15 protein-coding genes are annotated in these 17,448 nt (G+C 61.8%); 8 read left to right on the top strand and 7 right to left on the bottom strand.

What is annotated here, in order from left to right:
- Positions 1 to 2 precede the first annotated feature (2 nt).
- From F8N82_RS19650 to F8N82_RS19640, 3 genes are all read left to right on the top strand, one after another.
- Entirely contained in the window at positions 3 to 1,157 is a 1,155-nt protein-coding gene (locus tag F8N82_RS19650; RefSeq protein WP_038996885.1) for an ABC transporter ATP-binding protein, read from the top strand.
- A gap of 54 nt (positions 1,158 to 1,211) precedes the next feature.
- Entirely contained in the window at positions 1,212 to 2,558 is a 1,347-nt protein-coding gene (locus F8N82_RS19645; protein WP_038996883.1) for a carbohydrate porin, read from the top strand.
- 100 nt (positions 2,559 to 2,658) lie between these two features.
- A complete protein-coding gene (locus tag F8N82_RS19640; RefSeq protein ID WP_038996881.1) occupies positions 2,659 to 3,513 on the top strand; it encodes a D-hexose-6-phosphate mutarotase in 855 nt (284 codons plus the stop codon).
- Here F8N82_RS19640 and hexR read toward each other — a convergent pair.
- Complete coding sequence (hexR, locus tag F8N82_RS19635; RefSeq protein ID WP_174242320.1) at positions 3,506 to 4,366, bottom strand: DNA-binding transcriptional regulator HexR; 861 nt, start codon at positions 4,364 to 4,366, stop codon at positions 3,506 to 3,508. The two genes, F8N82_RS19640 and hexR, sit on opposite strands and share 8 nt — an antisense overlap.
- Positions 4,367 to 4,579: 213 nt before the next feature.
- Between hexR and zwf the strand changes: the two genes are divergently transcribed.
- From zwf to F8N82_RS19610, 5 genes are all read left to right on the top strand, one after another.
- Positions 4,580 to 6,049: a glucose-6-phosphate dehydrogenase gene (gene zwf, locus F8N82_RS19630; protein ID WP_038996879.1), complete on the top strand. Its 1,470-nt coding sequence runs from the start codon at positions 4,580 to 4,582 to the stop codon at positions 6,047 to 6,049.
- A complete protein-coding gene (gene pgl / locus F8N82_RS19625; RefSeq protein ID WP_038996878.1) occupies positions 6,036 to 6,749 on the top strand; it encodes a 6-phosphogluconolactonase in 714 nt (237 codons plus the stop codon). Before zwf ends, pgl begins: the two co-directional genes overlap by 14 nt.
- 17 nt (positions 6,750 to 6,766) lie before the next feature.
- Positions 6,767 to 7,441 carry a bifunctional 4-hydroxy-2-oxoglutarate aldolase/2-dehydro-3-deoxy-phosphogluconate aldolase gene (locus F8N82_RS19620; protein ID WP_038996877.1) on the top strand — a complete coding sequence of 225 codons (675 nt, stop codon included), beginning with the start codon at positions 6,767 to 6,769 and terminating at the stop codon, positions 7,439 to 7,441.
- Between the two features lie 173 nt (positions 7,442 to 7,614).
- Positions 7,615 to 8,358 carry a monalysin family beta-barrel pore-forming toxin gene (locus tag F8N82_RS19615; RefSeq protein ID WP_038996876.1) on the top strand — a complete coding sequence of 248 codons (744 nt, stop codon included), beginning with the start codon at positions 7,615 to 7,617 and terminating at the stop codon, positions 8,356 to 8,358.
- Between the two features lie 20 nt (positions 8,359 to 8,378).
- The gene (locus F8N82_RS19610) at positions 8,379 to 9,107 is read left to right on the top strand and encodes a monalysin family beta-barrel pore-forming toxin (RefSeq protein ID WP_052251578.1); all 729 of its coding nucleotides are present in this window, start codon (positions 8,379 to 8,381) and stop codon (positions 9,105 to 9,107) included.
- Between the two features lie 42 nt (positions 9,108 to 9,149).
- On the opposite strand, the gene F8N82_RS19605 is transcribed toward F8N82_RS19610, so the two are convergent.
- The 6 genes from F8N82_RS19605 to xseA all read right to left on the bottom strand — a co-directional run bounded on the left by F8N82_RS19605 (position 9,150) and on the right by xseA (position 17,441).
- A complete protein-coding gene (locus F8N82_RS19605) occupies positions 9,150 to 10,502 on the bottom strand; it encodes a hypothetical protein (protein WP_038996875.1) in 1,353 nt (450 codons plus the stop codon).
- Between the two features lie 4 nt (positions 10,503 to 10,506).
- Positions 10,507 to 11,946, bottom strand: a complete 1,440-nt coding sequence (locus tag F8N82_RS19600; protein WP_052251577.1) for a DUF6384 family protein — start codon at positions 11,944 to 11,946, stop codon at positions 10,507 to 10,509.
- Complete coding sequence (locus F8N82_RS19595) at positions 11,946 to 13,085, bottom strand: hypothetical protein (RefSeq protein WP_038996874.1); 1,140 nt, start codon at positions 13,083 to 13,085, stop codon at positions 11,946 to 11,948. The genes F8N82_RS19600 and F8N82_RS19595 overlap by 1 nt, the downstream gene beginning before the upstream one ends.
- Before the next feature lie 164 nt (positions 13,086 to 13,249).
- The gene (gene leuA, locus F8N82_RS19590; RefSeq protein WP_038996873.1) at positions 13,250 to 14,923 is read right to left on the bottom strand and encodes a 2-isopropylmalate synthase; all 1,674 of its coding nucleotides are present in this window, start codon (positions 14,921 to 14,923) and stop codon (positions 13,250 to 13,252) included.
- A gap of 310 nt (positions 14,924 to 15,233) precedes the next feature.
- On the bottom strand, positions 15,234 to 16,058 hold the full coding sequence (locus tag F8N82_RS19585; protein WP_038996872.1) for a peptidoglycan DD-metalloendopeptidase family protein: 825 nt from the start codon (positions 16,056 to 16,058) through the stop codon (positions 15,234 to 15,236).
- Between the two features lie 3 nt (positions 16,059 to 16,061).
- Positions 16,062 to 17,441, bottom strand: a complete 1,380-nt coding sequence (gene xseA, locus F8N82_RS19580; RefSeq protein WP_038996871.1) for an exodeoxyribonuclease VII large subunit — start codon at positions 17,439 to 17,441, stop codon at positions 16,062 to 16,064.
- Positions 17,442 to 17,448: the final 7 nt, after the last annotated feature.

Below are 17,448 nucleotides of genomic sequence, written 5' to 3'. Positions count from 1 at the left end.
CAATGGCAACGCTTGAACTGCGCAACGTCAACAAAAGCTACGGCAGCGGTCTGCCGGACACCCTGAAGAACATCGAGCTGTCGATCGACTCCGGTGAATTCCTGATTCTGGTCGGCCCGTCCGGGTGCGGTAAATCGACCCTGATGAACTGCATCGCCGGCCTTGAACAGATCAGCGGCGGGGCGATCCTGGTGGACGATGCGGACATCAGCGGCATGAGCCCCAAGGACCGCGACATCGCCATGGTGTTTCAGTCTTACGCGCTGTACCCGACCATGAACGTGCGCGACAACATCGCCTTCGGCCTGAAGATGCGCAAGATGCCCGCCGCCGCCATCGAGGAAGAAGTGGCGCGGGTGGCCAAGTTGCTGCAGATCGAACACCTGCTCACGCGCAAGCCCGGCCAGTTGTCCGGTGGCCAGCAGCAGCGGGTGGCCATGGGCCGGGCGCTGGCGCGGCGGCCGAAGATCTACCTGTTCGACGAACCGCTGTCTAACCTCGACGCCAAGCTGCGGGTAGAGATGCGCACCGAAATCAAGCTGATGCACCAGCGCCTGAAGACCACCACGGTGTACGTCACCCATGATCAGATCGAGGCCATGACCCTGGGCGACAAGGTGGCGGTGATGAAGGACGGGCTGATCCAGCAGTTCGGCACCCCGCAGCAGATCTACAACGATCCGGCCAACCTGTTCGTTGCCAGCTTCATCGGCTCGCCGCCGATGAACTTCATACCCCTGCGCCTGCAGCGCAAGGATGGCCGTCTGCTGGCCCTGCTCGACAGTGGCCAGGCGCGTTGCGAGCTACCCTTGGGGTTCAATGTGGCGGGCCTGGAGGAGCGTGAAGTGATCCTCGGCATTCGCCCCGAACAGATCGCCCTGGCGCCGACCCAGGCCAACGGCCTGCCGAGCATCCGTGCCGAGGTGCAGATCACCGAGCCCACCGGGCCGGACCTGCTGGTGTTCGTCACCTTGAACCAGACCAAGGTCTGCTGCCGTCTGGCCCCGGATGTGCCGACCCAGGTCGGCGACACGTTGAACCTGCAGTTCGATCCGGCGCGGGTGCTGCTGTTCGATGCCGCCAGCGGCGAGCGCCTGGGTGTCGCCGCACCGGCCCAGGCCAGCAAGGACAATGTCGCCCAATTCAAGGGTCGCTGAATTCGTTATAGAACGTAGACACCCATCGAGAACAATAAAACGAGGAAACAAGGGATGGATCACTTCAAGCGTATCAAGCCACTGGCGCCGTTGACCCTGCTGGCGGCCCTGGGCGTCAGTTGCGGGGCGCAGGCGGCTGGCGCCTTTGCTCCGGAGTCGAAATGGATGAGCGGCGACTGGGGCGGTACCCGCACCGAATTGCTGGAGAAGGGCTACGACTTCACCCTCGACTATGTCGGTGAGGTGGCCGGTAACCTCAATGGTGGCTACAACGACGACAAGACTGCCCGCTACAGCGACCAGTTCGCCCTCGGCGCGCACCTGGACCTGGAGAAGATCTTCGGCTGGCACGATGCCGAGTTCAAGTTGGCGATCACCGAGCGAAGCGGGCGCAACCTGTCCAACGACCGCATCAGTGACCCGCGTGCCGGGCAGTTCAGTTCGGTGCAGGAAGTCTGGGGTCGTGGCCAGACCTGGCGCCTGACCCAGATGTGGGTCAAGCAGAAGTATTTCGATGGCGCCCTGGATATCAAGGTCGGGCGCTTCGGCGAAGGCGAGGACTTCAACAGCTTCCCCTGCGACTTCCAGAACCTGGCGTTCTGCGGCTCGCAAGTGGGCAACTGGGTGGGCGGCATCTGGTACAACTGGCCGGTCAGCCAGTGGGCGATGCGGGTCAAATACAACATCACTCCAGAGTTTTTCGCCCAGGTCGGGGTGTATGAGCAGAACCCGTCCAACCTTGAGACCGGCAACGGCTTCAAACTCAGCGGCAGCGGCACCAAGGGCATGATCCTGCCGGTGGAGCTGGTCTGGTCGCCGCAGGTCAATGGCCTGCCGGGCGAATACCGCCTGGGTTACTACTACAGCACGGCCAAGGCCGATGACGTGTACGACGACGTCAACGGCCAACCCCAGGCATTGACTGGTGCGGCCTTCAAGTCGCACTCGAGCAAGCATGGCTGGTGGGTGGTGGCCCAGCAGCAGGTGACCGCGCACAGCAGCGATGCCAGCCGCGGCTTGAGCCTGTTCGCCAACTTCACCGTGCACGACAAGGCCACCAACGTGGTGGATAACTACCAGCAGGTGGGCATGGTCTATAAGGGTGCCTTCGATGGCCGGCCCAAGGATGACATCGGCTTTGGCGTGGCGCGTATTCACGTCAACGATGATGTGAAGGACCGTGCGCAACTGCTCAATCAGCAGAGCGGCATCGAGGATTACAACGACGCCGGTTTCGTGCCGATCCAGAAGACTGAATACAACGCCGAGCTGTACTACGGCTTCCATGTCACCAACTGGCTGACCGTGCGGCCGAACCTGCAGTACATCAAGAGCCCAGGCGGGGTGGATGAGGTGGATAACGCGCTGGTCGCCGGGTTGAAGATTCAGTCGTCGTTCTGAGGCGATATGTTGTAAATTTACGCATATTGCAATCCCATCGCGGTGCGGCGTTCCGACTTGACCCGCGATGCGGCCTCACTAACAACAAGAGTTTCCCGCCATGCCAGAGCACCCGCTACAACGTTTCTTCACCTCGCAGAGGCCGCGGCCGACCTTCGAGTGGGAGCGTTACCAGCAGCGCGATGTGCTGATCATCGATCACCCGCAATGCCAGGCGGTGTTCAGCCGTCAGGGCGCGCAATTGTTGCACTTCCAGCCGCAGGGCGAGCGCCCCTGGCTGTGGTGTGCGGCGCAGTGGCCGCAAGTTGGTGCCATCCGTGGCGGTGTGCCGGTGTGCTGGCCCTGGTACGGCCGTCACCCCAGCGAAGACATGTGGCCGGCCCATGGCTGGGCGCGCCTGCTTGACTGGAAGCTGATCGACAGCAGCGAAGACCAGGACGGTGTGACCCTCAAATGGCGCCTGCAGCTGTGTGACTGGCAGGTCGATCTGCTGGCCAGGCTGGGCAAACGCATGGAGTTGCAACTGAGTACCGAGCATCAGGACAGCCAGCCTTGTCAGTTGAGTCATGCTCTGCTGGCCTACTGGCGTATTAGTGACGTTTCTGAGATAGCGCTATCTGGGCTAGAAAACATTGAGGGTTATGACCGTTTGAACCGTCAGGCCTGCCGTCAGAAGGGCGCCTTGAAGGTCCACGGTGGTTGCCAGCGGGTATTCCCCAATGCGGCGACCCTGCAGTTGCACGATCCGGCCTGGCAGCGCCAGTTGTGCATCGATACCGGTGACAGCGAAGACACTGTGGTCTGGCACCCCGGCAGCCGGCCGTTGATGGGCGTCAGTGGCAGCGAAACCCTGGGTTTCGTCTGTGTCGAGGCGGCCAGCGGCAGCAGTGACAGCCTGAGCCTGGCGCCGGGTGAGCAAGCGCACCTGCGTCTGCAGGCGCACTTGCTCAGTTGAGTTCGTCGTCGATCGGGTAGCGGCTGGCGTTGAGGCTTTCCTTGATCTTGCGCAGGTGCGGCTGGAAGTCGACGCCGCGGCGCAGGGTCATGCCGGTGGCCAGTACATCGAGCACGGTCAGCTGGATGATCCGCGAAGTCATCGGCATATAGATGTCGGTGTCTTCCGGCAGCGGAATGTTCAGGCTCAGGCTGCTGGCCTTGGCCAATGGCGAGTCGGCGGCGGTCAGGCCGAGTACCGAGGCGCCGTTTTCGCGGGCCAGGCGCGCGACTTCGACCAGCTCGCGGGTACGCCCGGTGTAGGAGATGATCACGAACAGCTCGCCGGTGTGGGCCACCGAAGCCAGCATGCGCTGCATCAGCACATCGGCATGGGCCGACACCGCCAGGTTGAAGCGGAAGAACTTGTGCTGGGCATCCAGGGCCACCGGCGCCGAGGCGCCAAGGCCGAAGAAGTGAATCTGCCGGGCCTGGATCAGCATGTCGACGGCGCGGCTGATCAGCTGCGGATCAAGCTGCTGGCAGGCACTGTCCAACGAGGCGATGGCGCTGCCGAAGATCTTCTGGGTGTAGGAGGCCGGATCGTCATCGGCTTCCACTGCCCGGCTGACGTAGGCGGCGCCGCTGGCCAGGCTCTGCGCCAGTTGCAGCTTGAGCTCGGGGTAGCCGCTGACGCCGAACGAGCGGCAGAAACGGTTGACCGTCGGCTCGCTGACCTTGGCGGCCTGGGCCAGGGCGGCAATGCTGAAGCGGGTGGCTTGCTGGGGGTTGAGCAGGATGACTTCGGCGACTTTGCGCTCAGCCTTGTTCAGCTCTTCGAGGCGGCCCTGGATCTGCTCCAGGAGGTTTCGCACGCGGTCCATGGGTGTTTTCCTTGGGTCGATGAGGCACCCGGCTGGCGACAGCAGCGGGCTTTTGACACGGTGGCCTATCGTACTGATGGCATGGATGGCACACCACTTGAATCTGTCCACTGAGTAAAATGTTGTGGTTTTTACTACATTATTCCTTGAAAACTGCGATTGAAAACGGTATTTCTACGTCAACTTGATAAAAGAACTAACATCATGGCCTCGATCAGCGTTGAACCCTGCACCTTTGCCCTGTTTGGCGCTCTTGGCGACCTGGCCTTGCGCAAGCTGTTCCCGGCGCTCTACCAGCTCGACCGGGCCAGCCTGCTGCATGCCGATACCCGAGTGCTGGCCCTGGCCCGCGAGCCGGGCAGTGTCGATGAGCACCTGGCGTCGATCGAGGCACACCTGCAAGAGTTCGTGCCTGCCGGGCAGCTCGAGGCGCCGGTGCTGCAGCGCTTTCTTGCCCGCCTGACCTACCTGCATGTGGACTTCCTCAAGGCCGAGGACTACCAGGCCCTGGCCGAGCAGGTCGGCAGCGGCAGCCAACTGATCGCCTATTTCGCCACCCCGGCGGCGGTGTATGGCGGCATCTGCGAAAACCTCGACAAAGCTGGCCTGAGCGCCCGTACCCGGGTGGTGCTGGAAAAGCCCATCGGCCATGACCTGGAATCCTCACGGCGGGTCAACGACGCCGTGGCCCAGTTTTTTCCGGAAAACCGCGTCTATCGCATCGACCATTACCTGGGCAAGGAGACGGTGCAGAACCTTATTGCCCTGCGCTTTGCCAACAGCCTGTTCGAAACCCAGTGGAACCAGAACTCGATTTCCCACGTGGAAATCACCGTTGCCGAAAAGGTCGGCATCGAAGGGCGCTGGGGCTATTTCGACAAGGCCGGGCAATTGCGCGACATGATCCAGAACCACCTGCTGCAGTTACTCTGCCTGATTGCCATGGACCCGCCCAGCGACCTCTCGGCCGACAGCATCCGCGACGAGAAGGTCAAGGTGCTCAAGGCCCTGGCGCCGATCAAGGGCGAAGGCCTGAGCACCCAGGTGGTGCGTGGCCAGTACATCGCCGGCTACAGCGAAGGCAAGCCGGTGCCCGGTTACCTGGAAGAAGACAACGCCAACGCCCAGAGCGACACCGAAACCTTTGTCGCCCTGCGCGCCGATATCCGTAACTGGCGCTGGGCCGGAGTGCCGTTCTACCTGCGCACCGGCAAGCGCATGCCGCAAAAGCTGTCGCAGATCGTCATCCACTTCAAGGAAACCCCGCACTACATCTTCGCCCCGGAACAGCGTTTGCAGATCGGCAACAAGCTGATCATCCGCCTGCAGCCGGACGAAGGTATTTCCCTGCGGGTGATGACCAAGGAGCAGGGCCTGGACAAAGGCATGCAGCTGCGCAGCGGGCCCTTGCAGCTGAATTTTTCCGATACCTGGCGTAGTGCGCGGATCCCCGATGCCTACGAGCGGTTGTTGCTGGAAGTGATGCGCGGCAATCAGAACCTGTTTGTGCGCAAAGACGAAATCGAATACGCGTGGAAGTGGTGCGATCAACTGATCGCCGGCTGGAAACAGTCCGGCGATGCGCCCAAGCCCTATGCCGCCGGTTCCTGGGGGCCGATGAGCTCGATTGCACTGATTACCCGCGATGGGAGGTCCTGGTATGGCGATATCTGAACTGCAACTGCCGACGAACCTGACGGCGCATGATTACAACGCTGCAGCACCGCTGGCCGAAGGCTTGGCCAGGGACGTGGCAGGGCGCCTGAATGCTGCAATCGCGGCCAAGGGCCAGGCTACCCTGGTGGTTTCCGGGGGGCGCAGCCCGGTGGCGTTCTTTGCCGCGCTGCTCAAGCAGCCGCTGGACTGGTCCAAGGTGCTGGTGACGCTTGCCGATGAGCGCTGGGTGCCGGTGGAACATGCCGACAGCAACGCCGGCCTGCTCAAGCGTCATCTGTTGACCGGCCCTGCGGCCAAGGCACGTTTCTTCAGCCTCTACCGTGCTGCCGGCAGCCTCGAAGCCGCCGCGCAGGAAGCTGACTTGGCGCTGGCCGAACTGCCGGCAATCGACGTACTGGTGCTGGGCATGGGCGATGACGGCCATACCGCCTCGCTGTTTCCCAACAGCCCGAACCTTGCCCAAGGCCTTGACCCGGCTAGCCCCCGTCGCTGCCTGCCGATGCTGGCGCCGAGCGTGCCGCATCAGCGTCTGAGCATGACCCGCGCCCTGCTGGCGACCGCCGCTTATACCGCGTTGTCGGTGCAAGGCCCGGGCAAACTCGCTACCCTGCGCGCCGCGCTGGCTGGCAACGACCTGGCCGAGATGCCGATTCGCGCCTTCTTACAAGACCCTCTGGATATTTACTGGTGCCCATGAGCCAAGGATCCGCCGTTATGACCACGCATGAACTGAAACAGCCGGGAGCTTCCATGGCCGACAAGATTGCCCGGATCGATCAGATCTGCACCCAGGCGCGCATTCTGCCGGTGATCACCATCGCCCGCGAAGAAGACATCCTGCCTCTGGCCGATGCCCTGGCAGCCGGTGGGATCAAGACCCTGGAAGTGACCTTGCGCTCGTCCCACGGCCTCAAGGCCATCCAGGTGCTGCGCGAGCAGCGCCCGGAGCTGTGCATTGGTGCAGGCACCGTGCTGGACCGCAACATGTTTGCCGCGGTCCAGGCCGCTGGTGCGCAGTTCGTGGTTACCCCGGGCATTACCCAGGATTTGCTTGAAGTGGGCGTCGACAGCGACATCCCGCTGCTGCCAGGCATCAGTACGCCGTCGGAAATCATGATGGGCTATGCCCTCGGCTACCGGCGCTTCAAGCTGTTCCCGGCCGAGATCAGCGGCGGCGTGGCGGCGATCAAGGCCTATGGCGGCCCGTTCGGCGACGTGCGCTTCTGCCCCACCGGCGGGGTCAACCCGGGCAACGTGAAGCAGTACATGGCCCTGGCCAATGTGATGTGCGTGGGCGGAACCTGGATGCTCGACAGCAGCTGGATCAACAACCGTGACTGGGCCCGTATCCAGGCGTGCAGCGCCGAGGCTCTGGCACTGCTGGACTGAAACCGAATTCGTTGTGTGCTACACGGCTTTGAGGTGCGCTTGGTCGGCGCACCTTTTTTTTTGCCTGTGATTTTGTCGAGGTGCTACCAAGGCCAGGGAAGGGGATCCAGCTGCTGAGCCGACCTGTTACGCCGTAGGGTTCAAGGCTCAAGGATTTGCAACCGAGGTGCGTAATGCAAGACGCTAATAATGACGAAAGTTACCAGCCGTTAGGCTTTCCCGTTATGTGTGGGTCGTTTGAAACCGTGCGTTATCTGATGGACGGCCAACAACTCAGGCCTGGCGCTTGGGTCGATGGGCAAACGGTGTATGGCGATTTCACCTTCAGTGGGCGTAAATGGGCCACCTTCACCCGTCCCGTGTTCGCTTACCTGGCATATGTGGACACCCAATTGCGGCATCCAGGTACCGATCAAACGCCCAACGTTAGCAGTGCCCAGGGTCATGAATTATGGTTCTTCAAGGGGGCGGAGAAAGACTACGCAGTGTCGCCCGCGATTGATGTGGTCAACACCCATTCCGAGTTAATGACAGGCTTTTCTGACAAGCAGGCGTGGGCGAGGGTGAAGGCCCGTCAACACACCTTTCTGTTACCGAGCAGCACAACTTACTCAATCTACCAGATGCACTTGGTGTACGCCCATTGTGTAGTCGGCGCAGCAGACGCTGTCGGTAGCCTGTTCAGCCTGTCCCGGCGTTTCGTAGGCCGCAGTGATGGGCGTGCAGACCTGTACTTCCTGTCGTCAGTGGCAACTAGCCAGTTAGGCGCTTGCGCGACAGATCAGCAGCTTTTGGAGCCGCTTTCAAGGGAGAGCCTGATGAAAACGATCCTGATCGATGGTCACTCCCCCGGCATCAACACGGGGGTGTGGAGTCTGGACCTGGATGCACGCGACAACCTGCGCAAGCAATACTGATTCCGAGGCAAGGAGCGCCCATGATGAATAAGAAATCACCTGCGATTGCACAATTCCCTTTCAAGCAAGGTTCTTACGAAATCGATCGTTACCTGTTTGGCGAGGATACGCCGCAGCCCGGATGTTGGATAAAGGGCAATACCACCTATGGTGATGTCGCCTATGGCGGGCAATCGTGGGCAACCTATACACGGCCGATATTTGCGTATCTGGTCTATGCCGATACGGTGACTGCCTATGAAAATTCAGAGCAAACCAGGGAGGTCACCATTACCGAGGGCTTGAGCAAGAGCTTTACCGCGAGTATTGATCAAAGTTACGGATTCAGCATCAATTTCGGCGCTATCAATATAGGCTCTGAAATTACTTCTAGCACGCTGTACAACGAAGTGTGGTCGGAGTCGATCAGTACTAAACGCAGCCTGACGGTGAAGGGACCCAATCGGTTTCACATTTATCAGGTTCATATTGTCTATGCCCATCAGATGACCTCGGCGGCCAAGCTGGATTGGTTGTTCAAGTATCGGCTGCTTATGCCGCTCGTAGACAAGGACAACCGTGTAGTTCGGCCGGATATTGTCTATCTCTCCTCAGTGGCGTCGCCGCAAATTGTTCCTTTGAAACACTACAACGCTGTCAACCCGCTGAGTTGGGAGCAGATCAACCAGGCCGTACTTTATGAAGGATTCCAGCGCGAGGGTGTTACGGGTAAGTGGAGTTTTGACTACACGGCGGGAAACAGACGTTGACCTTTAAAAAACGCCTCGTCCAGAGGCGTTTACTTGTTCTGTTCAGAAACTGTCCGAGGTACTGAAGCTGCCACCGCCGCTGCTGCTCGAGGTGGAGTAATCACTGGAACTTGAGCTCGAGCTTGAACTGCTGGAACCGGAGCTCGACCAGCTGGATGATGAAGCGCTGCTGGACGAGGAGCTGCGCGGCACCAGGCGTCGGCCACTTTGCAGCACGGTTTCCAGCGCGTGCAGGCTGAGGTCGCGGGTCATGTAGTCGGCCAGCAGGCGCTCGATGCTCAAGGTGGTGTGGTAGCTGTAGTCGCTGTCACGGTAATAGTCGGTGCGCAGCGCCCGCTCCAGTTCTTTGGCCCGCTCATAGTCGCGCAGGGCGCGGTCATGTTGGTCGCGCAGCTCGGGCAGGCGGTCTTGGACCTCACGCAGGCGCGGGTACAGCTCCTTGAGCTGGGCGGCGATCTTGTCGTCGTTGTCGTCTGGAGTCTTTTGTACTTCGACCAGCAGTTGTTCGATGGTCTGCGCCTGCAGGCGCTCGGTGATGTTCTGACGGATGCGCAGGTAATGCGGGTCCTGTTTGCCGGCAAAGTTGGCCAATTGCTGATGCTGCTCGTTGGCCCGGGCCTTGGCGGCGACGATGTGCTTGTTCAGCGTGACGTCTTCGCGGGTCAGCGGGTCCATGCCCGCCACTGTACGTGCCTGGGCGAGGCGCTCCTCGACAGCGTCCTGCAGCCCGGCGATCAGGCTAAGGCGTTCGCCTTGCAGTTCTTCGTTACGGGTCTGCATGGCCCGCAGTATCAGCTCGTTGTTGCGGTTACCCACAAAGTTGACGCGCTTGGCCAACTTATTGTCGAGCCAGCGGTGCAGGAAGTTGTAGCGGTACTGTTCAGTGCCGTAATCGCGCTTGAGCAAGTGGTAGTAGATCGGGTTGGCGCTGTACGAAGGCAGCTTGTCGACGCACTCCTGACGGATCTCCTGATAGCCGGTGATCGCTTCGCTGTTGGCCTCTTGCGCGGCCCGCAACTGCTCGCCCAGCTCGCACCAGCCAGGCTCGAGCGCCAGTTGATCCTTGACCTCGCGGTCGATGCTGTCAATGCGACTGCGCACGGCGTGCTGGTCGGCCAGCGACACGGCAATATCGGTTTCGACCCGGGCGAGCTCGGCGCGCAGTTGCGCTTCGGCGTCCTGGCGTGCCTGCAGTTGCACCAGGGTGTCCTGGTCCAGGGCTGGGCGATGTTCGAGCTTGAGCGTGGCGATGTTGCTCAGCCGGGTAAGGATGTCCTGTTCCAGGCGCGCTTCCTGATCGCTCAGGGTCGACAGCAGTTGCTCGGCGCTGCGCAGTAACGCCTCGCTGCTGCGGGCGTTCTGGGCAACGGTGCCGGTGAGGGTAGAAGGGGTCATGTGTTCACCAGTCCATGATCATGTCAGGGTTGCCCGTGGTGCGCTGGTTGAAGCGCAGGGTCAGCGAGTTGGCAGCCTTGCTGCCTATCAGGCGGTCGTCGATATGGCCATCGTCGAGCTTGTCCACTTTGACCTTGAGGTATTCGGCCTGGCTCACACGTACGGCGAACAAGCGGGTCCAGCGTTGGTTGCCGGTTTCGGAACTGGTGACCGGCACTTGCGCGCTGATGCCGCCTGCGTCGGTGGCCTCGACCACCAGGAACCAGCTCTTGCCCTTGTCGGTGTCCTCGCCGTGGTTGCAGCCGGCGGGGTCGTAGCAACGCTCGACCCCGGACTTGACGCCAGTGCGGTCAACGATCTGCATGGTCAATGGCAGGGCGGCGAAGTCTAGCATCTGCTTGAGGTGCTGAAGTTGAGTGCGGACTTGGCTGACGTTCTGGTCATGCAAGCTGTTGTTGGCTTGCGCGAGCAGCGCTTGCAGTTGTGCGCGGTCACCGGCGGCCAGCGGCATCGCTTGCAGGCGCTGCTGCAACTGATCGCGCAGGGTCATCTGTTCGAGCCAATAACGGATGCGGTCGATCTCAAGATCCAGTTTGCTGACTTGGTTGCCGGCCACTTTGAGCGTATCGCTATCGGTGACTTGCTGCAGTTGCTGGTCAGCCGAACTGGCCAGTTCCTTGAGGTTGGGGAACGGCTTGAGGCCTTCGGTGTAGGCCGGCATCGCCAAGAGCCTGGCCAGTTTGTCGCGCTGTTCGTAGATGCCCTCAACCGTGCTCAAGGCAGACCTGGCCGAGTACAAGGCATTGCGGGCCTGTTTGATCTGCGCCTGATGTTTCTCGACCAGGGCCTTGACGCTGTCGCGGTTGGTCTTGTGCACGAACTGCGGCACATCGCTGGCAAAAGTCTGATCCAGCGGCGGCAAGGTTTGCCGGACCTGATCGAGGATGCGGCTGACGGCGGCATCGGGCTGGGCCAAAGCTTTTTGCTGCCACTGCTCAAGCTGCTTGTGCTTGAGCTGGATTTCGCTACGCACGTCTTCATCATGCCCGCGCAGGTCACGGGCACTGTTTTCAATCTCGATCGTAATGCCGCTGTCATGGACGATACGTGTGCACTGAGTGATCAACGCTGCGGCGATGATCGCCAGGACCAGCTTGACCAGTTGGCTGCGCGCCATCGATGCCTTGCTCAGCAACTTTTGCCGCCAGCTCAGCGGTGGTGCTTCGAACATCAGGCGGCGGGCAAAGAAGTCGCGCACGCCCTGGTCGATCAAGGCCTCGTCGAAAGCGATGTTGTGGCTCTGGTAATAAGCCCGAATACGCGCCGCGACTTCGGCGCGGCGCTTGGGCAAGTCCAGGTGTTCCTGGACCTGCATCTGCTGATGGCGCAATTCGTCGACGAAGGCCATCGCTCCGAGCTGTTCGGAGAGTGGAATACTGCGCATCAGGCCGCCTTGCTGAGCAGCGCGGCGAATTTGCGTTTGGCATCCTCGACCGCAGCAGCGATGTCGCGCGAGGCGTTGCTCGATTCTGCCCGGTAGGTTTCGGTGAGGCCGTTCATATCGGTCTGGAACGACAGCGTGGCATCGGCCAGGGCACGCACCGAATCGACCTTGATGGTCGAGCCGTAGCTGGCCTTGACCGCCGCTTCGAGCTGCTGGTTGCCCGTGCTGCCCAGGGCTTCGAGGCCCTTGCTGATACCGTCGGTGGTGGCGTTGAGGGTGTGGGTCGCCTCAGCCAGGCCACTGTTGGCGGTGAACGAAACGGCAAGGCCGGTGAGCACAACCTCATTGGTCGAGAAGAACGAGACCATGCGCTGGTACTGGCGCTCCTTGATCACATGCACCTGATTGATCCGGGCAAAGACCATCTCGGCGGTGTTGTAACCGACCTTCAGGTCATCGGCGATGTCCTTGATGATCTGGTAGCGTTTGTCCTCGTCCTGCACAGCACGCACGGCTTCATCGCGGCGCAGTTCCAGGGCGGCGCGCTGGGCAGGCTCGGCTGATTCGGCAGCGGCGACCTGCTGGTTCGCCTCGTTCAGTTCGACTGTACGCTGCTCCAGGGCCTGGCCGGCAATGGCCAGCACCTGCTGGGCTTCGACCTCGGCAGCCTTCATGGCCATGCGAAAGTCCATGTAAGACTCGAGGATCACGTTTTCGCGGCTGATCTGGTCGTTGGCCGACTTGCACACCTGCAGGTAGTTGTCGCGAATATCGTTGAAGCGGCTGGGGATCGATCCGCGGCGCACGTTCATCCACGCCAGCTTGAGCTTTTCCATGCTGTCCAGACGCCCGTCATCCATCCAGCCGGCCATGGCCGCGGCGTCTTCGCGGATCGAGGTGAAGCTCTGGGTGATGTCCATGAAACGGGTTGAGATGTCCATGCCCTCGATCTGCTCGCGAACCATGCTGTTGAAGGCAGTGGACTGCTGCAGGACGGTGGCGATGGAGGTGACTTTGGTGGAGTCGTACTGTGCTATGCGGTCGAGCAACACCAGGACCGGAGCGTCCTGAACGGGGCGAACGAGGTTGATGCCGATGGTGCGCAGGCCGCTCAGTGCCCGCTCGAGGTAGTTGCTCATCGAGTGTCCTTTCATGATGTGCGCACAGCGCAAGGTAAAGCGAGGAGGGGAGTATACCGGGGGTTGCCGACAAGCTGAGCGGCGATTTTCACCGGCACAAACGAAAGTGCCCGCCTCGGTAAGGAGGCGGGCACTTCAGATGCAGCGTTGGCTCAGCTCGCGGCTCAGGCCGCCTTGGCTGCCTGCTGGCTCAACGAACGGTTCAGGGCGCTGAACAGCGCCTTGAAGCTGGCGGTGGTGATGTTTTCATCGATGCCCACGCCATGCACCGGACGACCACCGGCCACGCGCAGTTCGATGTAGGCCGCTGCCTTGGCGTTGGTACCGGCGCCGATGGCATGCTCGTTGTAGTCCATGATTTCCACGGCGATCGGCAAGCCGGCCACCAGGGCTTCGAGGGCACCGTTGCCCTTGCCGCGCCAGTGCAGGGTGGTTTCGCCTTCACCGGCGACTTCCACTTCCACCGCGCTGTGGCCGTTCTCTTCCTGCAGGCGATGGCTGACCAGCGCGTACGGCGAGTTGGCTTGCAGGTACTCGCGGTGCAACAGCGAGTGGATCTGCTGGGCAGTCATCTCCAGGCCCAAACGGTCGGTTTCACCCTGTACCACCTGGCTGAACTCGATCTGCATGCGCCGTGGCAGGCTGATGCCGTACTCCTGTTCGAGCAGGTAGGTGATACCGCCCTTGCCCGACTGGCTGTTGACGCGAATGACCGCCTCGTAGCTGCGGCCGATATCGGCCGGGTCGATCGGCAGGTACGGCACTTCCCACTTGGCGTCATCCTTCTGCTGGGTGAAGCCTTTGCGGATGGCGTCCTGGTGCGAGCCGGAGAAGGCGGTGTGAACCAGGTCGCCAACGTACGGATGACGTGGGTGCACGGGAATCTGGTTGCACTCCTCGACTACCTTGCGCACGCCGTCGATGTCGGAGAAATCCAGCTCAGGGTTGATGCCCTGGGTGTAGAGGTTCAACGCCAGGGTCACCAGGTCGACGTTGCCGGTGCGCTCGCCGTTACCGAACAGGCAGCCTTCGACACGGTCGGCGCCGGCCATCAGGCCCAGTTCGGTGGCGGCAACGCCGGTGCCACGGTCGTTGTGGGTGTGCAGGCTGATGATCACACTGTCGCGGCGCTTGACGTTGCGGCCGAACCACTCGATCTGGTCGGCGTAGATGTTCGGCGTCGAGACTTCGACGGTGGCCGGCAGGTTGAGGATGATCTTGTGCTCGGGGGTCGGGTTCCACACCTCGATCACCGCATCACAGACTTCCTTGGCGAACTCCAGTTCGGTGGCGCTGAAGGTCTCTGGCGAGTACTGGAAAGTCCACTGGGTTTGCGGCTGCTGGGCGGCATATTTGACGAACAGTTTCGCCGCGTTCACCGCGATGTCTTTCACCCCTTGCTTGTCCTGGTTGAAGACAATCCGGCGGAACGACGGGCTGGTGGCGTTGTACAGGTGAACGATGGCCTTTTTCGCCCCGCGCAGGGATTCGAAGGTGCGCGCGATCAAGTCTTCACGGGCCTGGGTCAGCACCTGGATGGTGGTGTCATCCGGGATGTGGCCATCTTCGATCAGGGTACGGACGAAGTCGAAGTCGGTTTGCGAAGCGGACGGGAACGAGGCTTCGATTTCCTTGACGCCAACGCTGACCAGGGTTTTCCAGAAACGCAGCTTCTTCACCGCATCCATTGGCTCGATCAACGACTGGTTGCCATCGCGCAGGTCCGAGCTGCACCAGATCGGCGCCTGGGTGATGGTCTTCGAAGGCCAGGTGCGGTCCGGCAAGTTGACGGTCGCGAAGGCGCTGTATTTTTTCGAAGGGTCTTTGAGCATGGTCATGAAAGCAATCCTTGAATGTGCGGCCTTGAAAGGGGCCCGCCGAACGAAAACGAGATGAAAAGGCGAGGCGACGCGATTCAGCTTGGTAGTCGTGCACTGACCAGGCAGAGGCTGCGATGTTGACGAAGCAGGATGAGGGTCTGAAAGGTTTTCATGGCTTCAACCCTAACCAGTGGGGTTAAAGATGGCAAGCCTTGCGAAAAAATTGAGATAAATGCTTAAAAAATGCAGATTGTCGAGATTTTATGGCGCTTCATGAATAAAAAGACCGCGCCAGTTGCGCGGTCTTTTTGAATGGCGCAAACCGGCGTCAGGGCTGGAAGGCACCGATGAAAATTGCCGGATCGACCCGTGCATCATTGAGGCTGACGTTCCAGTGCATGTGCGGGCCGGTGGCACGACCGGTCGAGCCGACGCGGCCAACCACGGCGCCGCGACTCAATTGCTGGCCGGGTTTCACGTCGATCTTCGACATGTGGCAGAACATGCTGATAAAGCCCTGGCCGTGGTCGACGAACACCGTGTTGCCGTTGAAGAAGTAATTGCCGATGAGGATCACCTTGCCGTTGGCCGGGGTCTTGATCGGTGTGCCCGCGGGTACGGCGAAATCCAGGCCGGCGTGCGGGTTGCGTTCTTCGCCGTTGAAGAAACGGCGCACGCCGAACTTGCTCGACAGCGGGCCGTTGACCGGCTTGTCGAGGATCAGGTTGCTCGGCAGGCTGGGGCTGAAGCTGCGGTAGGCCTTGATCTGCTCGGCAAGCTCGGCGTCGATGCGCTTGAGGTCGGCCGGGTTGGGGTTGACCTGGCGTTTGTTCTTCAAGGTGATGCGCTGCTCCGGGTACTTCTTGCTGCCGACGTTGAAGCTCAGGGTGCGGGTGCCCTGGGTGAGCTGCGCAGTACCGGGCTTTTGCGTCAGCGCCAGGCCGACGATGGCCAGCCAGGTGTCCTGCTCCCTGACCACCAGCACTGGCTTGCCATCAAAGCGTGCGCTCGGGGCCGTGGCGGCCGGGCCCAGGTCGACGACGGCGACGCCGCCAGGCACCGGCTTGTTCAACTGGCGGGTGATGTAGCTGGCCTGGGCGCTGCTGGCAAACGCCAGGCACAGCAGCAACAGGGGGGCAAATAGACGAGGCATGATTCAGTCCAGTAAAGAGAGCGTGACCGGAGTCAGGTGGTTGTCTTCGACCCGCACCTGCAGTTCACCCTCGCCCAGGCGGGCGGTCAGGCGCTGGCCGTTGTGGGTCTGGGCGGCAGTGCGGATGGCCTGGCCGCGCTCGTCGAGCAAGATACTGTAGCCACGGCCCAGGGTCGCCAGGGGGCTGACCACGTGCAGGGTCTGGACTTGCGCTTGCAGGCGCTGGCGGCGGTCCTTGAGGGTCTCGCGCATGGCCCGTGGCAGGCGTTCGGCGAGGCTGTCCAGGCGCTGCTTGAGCAGGGCCAGGGTGCGTCCTGGGTGTTGCGCGGCCAGGCGTGTGTCCAGGCGCGCGAGGCGTTCGCGGCGCTGGTTCAGGCGCTGCTCGAAGGCGCGGCGCAGGCGCATGTCCAGGTCATCCAGGCGCTGGGCCTGCTGGCGCAGGCGTTCGCCCGGGTGGCGCAGGCGCCGGGTCAGGCTGTCCAGGCGCAGGCGGTCGTGGGTCAGGCGGCTCTGGATGCGCAGCAGCAGGCGGCGCTTGAGGCTGTCGATGCGTCGTTGCAGGTCGCTGCTGTCCGGGGCCAGCAGCTCGGCGGCGGCGGACGGCGTCGGGGCGCGCACGTCGGCGACGAAGTCACTGATCGAGACATCGGTTTCATGGCCGACGGCGCTGACGATCGGCGTCTTGCAGGCAGCGATGGCGCGAGCCACGGCTTCTTCGTTGAAGCACCAGAGGTCTTCCAGCGAGCCGCCGCCGCGGGCCAGGATCAGCGCGTCGAAGCTGCGACTGTCGGCCAGTTGCAGGGCGCGGACGATCTGCTTGATGGCTTCGCGGCCCTGCACGGCGGTGGGGATCAGGGTCAACTCGACCTGCGGCGCACGGCGGCGGAACACACTGATGATGTCGCGGATCACTGCGCCAGTGGGCGAGCTGACGATGCCGATGCGTTGCGGGTGAGCGGGCAGGGCGCGTTTGTTCTCGGCACTGAACAGGCCTTCGGCACCGAGTTTTTCTTTCAGCGCTTCGAAGGCCAGGCGCAGGGCTCCGTCGCCGGCCGGCTCGACGGTGTCGAGGATCAGTTGATAGTCGCCACGGCCCTCGAACAGCGAGACCTTGCCGCGCACTTTGACCGCCAGGCCATCACGCAGGGCCTGGCGGACCCGCGCGGCGTTCTGCCGAAACAGCGCACAGCGCACCTGGGCGCCGCTGTCCTTGAGGGTGAAGTAGACGTGACCGGAGGCCGGGCGGGCGAGGTTGGAGATCTCGCCTTCGACCCAGACATTGCGGAACACGTCTTCCAGCAGCACCCGGGCGCGGCCGTTGAGTTGGCTGACGGTCAGGACTTCGCGGTCCAGGCCGAGTCTTTCGAAGGGGTCTTTGATCATGGGCTGC

The organism is Pseudomonas fluorescens (assembly GCF_902497775.2).
Classification (GTDB): domain Bacteria; phylum Pseudomonadota; class Gammaproteobacteria; order Pseudomonadales; family Pseudomonadaceae; genus Aquipseudomonas; species Aquipseudomonas putida_F.
Note: the sequence above shows the minus strand (reverse complement) of the source record. Positions and strands in the feature narration are given on the sequence as shown.

Excerpts from the sequence above, each read along its gene's own strand:
- F8N82_RS19640 (WP_038996881.1), top strand. The coding sequence starts at position 2,659 with ATGCCAGAGCACCCGCTACAACGTTTCTTCACCTCGCAGAGGCCGCGG.
- xseA (WP_038996871.1), bottom strand. The coding sequence starts at position 17,441 with ATGATCAAAGACCCCTTCGAAAGACTCGGCCTGGACCGCGAAGTCCTG.
- zwf (WP_038996879.1), top strand. The coding sequence starts at position 4,580 with ATGGCCTCGATCAGCGTTGAACCCTGCACCTTTGCCCTGTTTGGCGCT.
- F8N82_RS19645 (WP_038996883.1), top strand. The coding sequence starts at position 1,212 with ATGGATCACTTCAAGCGTATCAAGCCACTGGCGCCGTTGACCCTGCTG.
- F8N82_RS19620 (WP_038996877.1), top strand. The coding sequence starts at position 6,767 with ATGACCACGCATGAACTGAAACAGCCGGGAGCTTCCATGGCCGACAAG.
- F8N82_RS19605 (WP_038996875.1), bottom strand. The coding sequence starts at position 10,502 with ATGACCCCTTCTACCCTCACCGGCACCGTTGCCCAGAACGCCCGCAGC.
- F8N82_RS19610 (WP_052251578.1), top strand. The coding sequence starts at position 8,379 with ATGATGAATAAGAAATCACCTGCGATTGCACAATTCCCTTTCAAGCAA.
- pgl (WP_038996878.1), top strand. The coding sequence starts at position 6,036 with ATGGCGATATCTGAACTGCAACTGCCGACGAACCTGACGGCGCATGAT.
- F8N82_RS19585 (WP_038996872.1), bottom strand. The coding sequence starts at position 16,058 with ATGCCTCGTCTATTTGCCCCCCTGTTGCTGCTGTGCCTGGCGTTTGCC.
- F8N82_RS19595 (WP_038996874.1), bottom strand. The coding sequence starts at position 13,085 with ATGAGCAACTACCTCGAGCGGGCACTGAGCGGCCTGCGCACCATCGGC.
- leuA (WP_038996873.1), bottom strand. The coding sequence starts at position 14,923 with ATGACCATGCTCAAAGACCCTTCGAAAAAATACAGCGCCTTCGCGACC.
- F8N82_RS19615 (WP_038996876.1), top strand. The coding sequence starts at position 7,615 with ATGCAAGACGCTAATAATGACGAAAGTTACCAGCCGTTAGGCTTTCCC.
- F8N82_RS19600 (WP_052251577.1), bottom strand. The coding sequence starts at position 11,946 with ATGCGCAGTATTCCACTCTCCGAACAGCTCGGAGCGATGGCCTTCGTC.
- F8N82_RS19650 (WP_038996885.1), top strand. The coding sequence starts at position 3 with ATGGCAACGCTTGAACTGCGCAACGTCAACAAAAGCTACGGCAGCGGT.